This window comes from Nonlabens dokdonensis, assembly GCF_002162835.1.
Taxonomy (GTDB): domain Bacteria; phylum Bacteroidota; class Bacteroidia; order Flavobacteriales; family Flavobacteriaceae; genus Nonlabens; species Nonlabens dokdonensis_B.
In genome coordinates this window covers 1-6,271 of sequence record NZ_MAAX01000062.1, presented here as the reverse complement: position 1 = coordinate 6,271, position 6,271 = coordinate 1, and the positions used below count along the sequence as shown (strand labels likewise).

6 protein-coding genes and 1 pseudogene are annotated in these 6,271 nt (G+C 34.9%); 3 read left to right on the top strand and 4 right to left on the bottom strand.

Annotation, left to right across the window (positions count from 1 at the left end):
• From A9Q93_RS03695 to A9Q93_RS03685, 3 genes and pseudogenes are all read right to left on the bottom strand, one after another.
• The coding region (locus tag A9Q93_RS03695) for a pitrilysin family protein (RefSeq protein ID WP_303686027.1) at nucleotides 1–1,512 on the bottom strand (1,512 nt) is incomplete at its 3' end.
• 7 nt (nucleotides 1,513–1,519) lie between these two features.
• The gene (locus A9Q93_RS03690) at nucleotides 1,520–1,897 is read right to left on the bottom strand and encodes an OmpA family protein (protein ID WP_303686028.1); all 378 of its coding nucleotides are present in this window, start codon (nucleotides 1,895–1,897) and stop codon (nucleotides 1,520–1,522) included.
• 39 nt (nucleotides 1,898–1,936) lie between these two features.
• Nucleotides 1,937–3,241 (bottom strand): annotated as a pseudogene (locus A9Q93_RS03685) (M16 family metallopeptidase); the annotation flags it as partial.
• A gap of 169 nt (nucleotides 3,242–3,410) precedes the next feature.
• Between A9Q93_RS03685 and A9Q93_RS03680 the strand changes: the two are divergent.
• The 3 genes from A9Q93_RS03680 (at nucleotide 3,411) to rpmA (ending at nucleotide 4,916) form a co-directional block, all read left to right on the top strand.
• Nucleotides 3,411–3,884 carry a DUF4199 domain-containing protein gene (locus A9Q93_RS03680; RefSeq protein WP_303686026.1) on the top strand — a complete coding sequence of 158 codons (474 nt, stop codon included), beginning with the start codon at nucleotides 3,411–3,413 and terminating at the stop codon, nucleotides 3,882–3,884.
• A 231-nt stretch (nucleotides 3,885–4,115) separates the two neighbouring features.
• Nucleotides 4,116–4,631: a 50S ribosomal protein L21 gene (rplU, locus tag A9Q93_RS03675; protein WP_303686025.1), complete on the top strand. Its 516-nt coding sequence runs from the start codon at nucleotides 4,116–4,118 to the stop codon at nucleotides 4,629–4,631.
• Nucleotides 4,632–4,652: 21 nt separating this feature from the next.
• Complete coding sequence (gene rpmA / locus A9Q93_RS03670) at nucleotides 4,653–4,916, top strand: 50S ribosomal protein L27 (RefSeq protein ID WP_015362236.1); 264 nt, start codon at nucleotides 4,653–4,655, stop codon at nucleotides 4,914–4,916.
• A 146-nt stretch (nucleotides 4,917–5,062) separates the two neighbouring features.
• Here rpmA and A9Q93_RS03665 read toward each other — a convergent pair.
• Nucleotides 5,063–6,271 (bottom strand): hypothetical protein (locus A9Q93_RS03665; RefSeq protein WP_303686024.1); only part of this gene is annotated, 1,209 nt, incomplete at its 5' end.

Genomic DNA, 6,271 nt, shown 5'->3' with positions numbered 1-6,271 from the left:
GGCTTCTTTTCCTCCTATAGCTTTGATATAGTCATCAAGAACTGTTTGTGCAGTTAATCCGGCAGGAATTTCAATAGTAGAAGGGCGCTCTGTTTCATTTGCATCTTTGTCATAAAACTTAATCGGTACGGTCTTACCGTTGATTTTCATTTTTTCTAAAGGTTCTAAGATGTCTCCAGCTTTACCTACTAATACGATACGTAATTGATCTGGATTAAGATATTTATTTGCTACACGCTTTACGTCTTCCTTTGTTACTTTATTGATGTTTGCAATAAAATCTTTATAGAAATCTTTATCAAGGTCATTCTTTTCTATAGTAATTGCTCTTCTTGCAACAACAGCTTTATCTTCTGACTGCATGATAAAGTTACCTAGGTATTTTGCTTTTGCATTAGCTAGCATTTCGTCTTCAACATACTCATTTCTGATGCGATTAAGCTCTTTGAATGTTTCTACTACAGCGCTATCAGTTACTTCGTTACGTACCTTGGCAGTTGCTCTAAATGTACCCATGTAGTTTCTACCAGTTCCTATACTTGAGCGAGCACCATATGTATAACCATTTTCTTCTCTCAAATTCATGTTTAAGTAAGAACCAAAAGAACCACCGAACACATAGTTTGCAACAAGAACTGCATGGTAGTCTTCATCACTCATTTTAAGCGGCGATAAACTCATTACAGCAAGCTCTGTTTGTACTGCATTAGGAACATCAATTAGGTTGATTTGCGTCTCGCTTACATCTGCAAGAGAAGGCATGTCAGGTTTAGGAGCTGTTCCTTCTTTCCAGTCGCCAAAGTATTTTTTCACTAATTTTTTAGCCTCTTTTTTCTCGATATCTCCCGTGATTACTAAGTAACCGTTAGAAGGCTTAAAGTAGTCTGCATAGAATTTTTTTACATCGTCAAGTGTAATTGCATTGTATGTTTCTTCTGTAGCAAACTCTCCACCTGGGTGGTCTTTCCCATAAACTAGAGCGCTTCTTACTTTACCTGCAATCGCAGCAGCACTGTTTTCTCCAGACTTTAATCCTTCAATCGCTTGAGATCTTTCAAAATCTAATTCTTTCTGTGTGAAATTAGGTTTAAAAGCAGCCTCAGCAAATAAGGCAAAAATATCTTCTTTGTATTTAGAAAGTCCGCCAGCAAATCCACCACCTACACCTACAAAGATGTTTGCGCCTAAGAAATCTACTTTTTCATTGAACTCTTCTTTTGAAGTTTCAGTAGAACCTTTACCTATTAAGGCGCCAGTTAATGACTGTACTCCAGCGATATTACCTTCATAAATAGGTGGATTATTTAAATCTAGGTTCATGTTAATTGTAGGTAACTTTTTATCAGTCACTACAAGAACTTGAAGACCATTCTTTAATTCAAAAGTATATGGCTTTCCTAATTTGATTTCTGGCGTAGGGCCAGATTCAGGCATTACCGATCGATCAATTTGTGCAATAGCAGTTAATCCAGTTAGGAATAATGCCATTAAAAATATGAGTTGTTTTTTCATCTTAATATTATTTTTTTGTGATGGTAAATTCAGTTCTTCTAGACTGCTCGTATTCTTCATCAGAGCATTCTTTGCTTTCACAATCTACTACAGGATTATCTTCTCCACGTCCTACAGCTTTGATTCTATTTGCATCAACACCTTTTGCGATAATGTAACTTCTTACCGCATCTGCACGTTTTTGCGATAAAGTTTTATTGTAAGCATCGCTTCCTCTTGTGTCTGTGTATGTTTCAGCAAGGATTTCCATAGAAACATTCTTAATCATCATATTTGCAATGCGATCTAATTCTCTACTCGCACTTTCAGTAATTACCGCTTTATCATTGTCAAAGTAAATTTTGTTGATCTGTAACTTATTGTCAACTACTTTCACTTCTTCCATTGCCTCTTTCATCTCCTCTTCAGTAGGTGCGCTTCCAGCAAGGTAATCTAGCTCTAATCTCTGATTAGGCTTCAAGTATTGATTTGCAACTCGCTTGATATCTTCACGAGTAATACTTCTATAAATATCAAGTTCTTTATTAATCAAGCTTGTATCTCCCATTAACATATTGTAACGTGCTAAAGATGCTGCGATACCTTCTACTCTAGAGTTAGAACTTACATATTGAGCTTCAAAGTTATTTTGAAGTTTCTGATATTCTCTTTCTGAGATCAATTCTGTTTGAAGCTTTACGATTTCTTCGTCCATAACTTCAGCTAGTTTACTTAACTCAACATCTCCTTTTGCAAGAGCACCCATAGTGTAAGTTCCATAATCTTGATTAGACTGGCCAAAAGCAAGTACTTGCAACGCTATTTGCTCTTCATCTACCATTCTTACTTGCATTCTTGAGCTAGCTCCACCAGTAAGAACTGCAGATATGTAATCGATCACATAAGCATCACGCTCCGTAGATTTAGGTGTGATGTAAGAAAAAATCTTTGCTGGAATTTGAATATTAGCATCATATTCTGTAGCGTATCTAGTTTCAGTAATTGGGTCTTCTACAACAACCTTACGCTCATTTCTAGGAGCTTTGTTAGGAATAGGACCAAAATAATCTTCGATCATTTTTTTAGTTTCCTTAATATCAATGTCTCCAGCTACGACAAGAGTAGCATTGTTAGGATTGTAATATTTATCATTAAACGCCTGAAACTCTTCTAACTTTGCTGCATTTAAGTCTTTCATAGAGCCTATAACACTTTGACCATAAGGATGTTTCTTGAAAAGATGCTTATCGATTCCAGTTCTGTAAATGATTGCTCCATAAGGCGCATTATCAATACGCTGGCGCTTTTCTTCTTTCACTACTTCATTTTGAGTATCTACACCTACTTGTTCAATTTTAGGATGTAACATACGCTCACTTTCCATCCATAATCCCATTTCTAGATTATTAGAAGGAAAGGTCTCATAATAATAAGTACGGTCTTGAGTGGTATTTGCATTATTGCTTCCACCATTTGCGCTTACTATATCAAACCATTTACCACGCTCGATATTTTCTGTACCTTCAAATAAAAGGTGCTCAAAAAAGTGTGCAAATCCAGTTCTTCCAGGCTCTTCATCCTTAGCGCCTACTTGATACATTACTGCTGTAGTTACAACTGGTGCACCATTTTCTTGATGTAGAATAACATGTAATCCATTATCTAAATCATACTCGGTATACTCTACCTCTTGAGAAAAGCCGCTAGCAGTTGCAAAGGCAACCATCAGGCTTAATACAATTTTTTTCATTTTGATTATTTTTTAGTTTCTTATGGAATTAGTGTCTTTTCTATATAATATGTTACATAAAATACAAAGACTTCCCAAAAATAAACAAGAAGAGTGGTTTTACCGTTAAAGTAAAATCAAATTACTTTACTAAATGGTTGTATTAAACGATATTAGTAAAAAACTTATAATGAAAACTACACATACTATAAAATACTCTTTACTAATGGGAATAGGACTTATCGTTTATTTCCTAATTATTAATTCCATAGGTCTAGCAGCTCAAAGTTATTTGAGTTTCTTTAACGCCATCATTGTAGGTGCAGGAATATTTTTTGTCATAAGAGATGTTTACAAAAACCAAACCCAATTTAAATACATGGATGGTTTTGTTGCTGGAGTAACATCAGGATTCATTGCTACCTTGATATTTACTGTCTTTATGGCGATTTATCTTTTTGAAATCAATCCAGAATTAGCTCAAGAGTTAAAAACGCAAATTACTACAGCAGGAAACGGAATTGAATTTGCATTAATTTTATTTATATTCCTTTCTGGGTTTGCGACTTCTATTGTTACACCGCTAGTAATATTACCTTTATATAAAAGATCGTGGAACACGAGAGAAGTAAGAAGTAAACAAAAGCCGCTCAATCAGAGATAGTATATCTAGCTTGTTATACCGCTTTCGCGAAAGCGGAACTGTTATCAAAAACCTCAAGGAACTTAAATTTCCTAGAGGTTTTATTATTTCTAGATCACATGAAAAAGAATACAACTGAAGTTAGGTGAAATTATCACCAACAAATTTCTTTTATAATTTGTTGATAACTTTGCTAATTAAGGGAATAGAAGTATATTTGCAGCCCGAAATTAATCACATTAATCAACAATTATGTACGCAATCGTAGAGATAGCAGGGCAACAATTCAAGATCGAGAAAGATCAAAAGTTGTTTGTACATCGTTTACAAGAGGATGAAGGTGCGTCAATTAACATTGACAAAGTTCTTCTTTTAGGAAATGGTGACAACATCACACTCGGCGCCCCAGCTATAGAAGGAGCATTTGCAGAAGCAAAAGTTCTGGGACACCTTAAAGGTGACAAAGTAATCGTTTTTAAGAAAAAACGTAGAAAAGGATACCGTAAGAAAAACGGTCACCGCCAGTATTTAACTCAAATTCAAATTTCTAGCATTTCTGCATCAGGAGGAAAGAAGTCTGAATCTAAAAAGGCTGCAGCTCCTAAAAAGGAAGAAAAGCCAGTAGAAAAAGAAGTAGAAGCAAAAGACGCTGGTACTGATTTATCTAAGCACACGGTTGCAGAGTTGAAAGACCTAGCAAAAGAAAGAGGACTTGAAGGATATTCAGCACTTAAGAAAGCTGAACTTATCGAGTTGTTAAGTAAATAATAACCTTAAAAACAGAACAAGATGGCTCATAAAAAAGGAGTAGGTAGTTCGAAAAACGGAAGAGAATCAGAATCGAAACGCTTAGGTGTTAAGATTTTTGGTGGACAGGCTGCAATAGCTGGAAACATCTTAATCCGTCAGCGTGGTATGACTCACCATCCAGGTGAAAATGTATATGCTGGTAAGGACTTTACATTACACGCAAAAGTAGACGGACTAGTGAAGTTTACTAAGAAAAGAAATAATAGATCTTATGTATCTATCGTTCCTGTAGCTGAGGCTTAAGAACCATTTCTTTAATACATATTAAATCCCAAATCGATATTTCGGTTTGGGATTTTTATTGTTGAAAATTTAATGATGCTTAATTTATAATACAGTTCTATTTTCTTCCTTGAAAAGTTTACTGCTTTATTAGAGACTATTGCTATTTAGAGGTTAAACGTGTAATTTCTGTCCCAGTTTGCCTGTAGTTTTACAATTTCAGGATAGTATTGAACTACTTCTGGCTGTATGTTTTCTAAGAAATTTCCAGCGTCATATTTTCCATTTGCATTAGTATCATAAATTATTCTCAAGTAATATTCTCCTGGATCTAGATAGAAGAAGTCATAAGTGTTATTTGCTTTAACCGATTGCTCTGCAATAACACTCAAGTCTTTTTTAGTAACTTGAATAATGATAGGAAAAGAGTTGCCGCCGTTTAGTTTTACGCTTATGTTTCCTAGAGCATTGGTCTTCTTAGTTCCATAACTATAGTTTAATGTATCTGTGTTTTTTGATCCATAAAAATCTGTAATTGCTCCCGGAAACAAGGTCATTTTATAAAGTTGATCTTCTTCTCTTTCAAAGTTGAATATTGCTTTGTTATTCAAACTGTCTAGTACCGTTTCAAATGCTACCGCTGTACTGTCTTTTCTTGTCAAGTCTATTAACTCATTGTCTATAAATTCAAATGGAGTAGAGGCTGATATGCTTGCTGGATTGCGTAAGGAAAAAGTAGTTTCCTTCTTTATGGTTAAGCTATCTTTTTCCATTTCTTTAAGACGTACGTTGAACTCTTTAGGCTCTTTATCATCGAGCTGCGCAATCATAAGAACAGAATCTTCCTTTAACGTAGGACGATACCAGTATTGTAGCGTGTCTTTCTTTTCTAATTTAGTAATCCTGCTATTTTCAATAATTGAGGCGTCTAGAGGCTTTACTTGAAGATTATCTACATTACCAGTATATGTCACGTATAGTCTAGAAGCAGCTTGCTGAGTAATTTTTTTGATTTCAGAATCAGCTTCTTGTTGATACATTCTAATCTCGTATTGTTGATCAGTAGGAACAACTATTTCTTCAGATACAAAACCTATTTTATCCCTTTTAGGATCAAACCTCAGATCGCTATTTTCTTCCTTGAGCGCTACTATTCTGTAAGTTCCTTCTTTTAGGTTTTCCATGGTAAATGTGGTAAGACTGTCTAGGGTATTTAACACGTATCTAGGTGCTTCTTTGTAAATGATGCTATCTGTATACTCTTCGTCTACTTCATAAAGCATGACGCTTATAAAATCATCTGTTTCATAATTTAAAGCATCGGTCACTTTTCCCTTTAAGGTTAATGAATCGATCACTTCACCAGTACTAAAAAC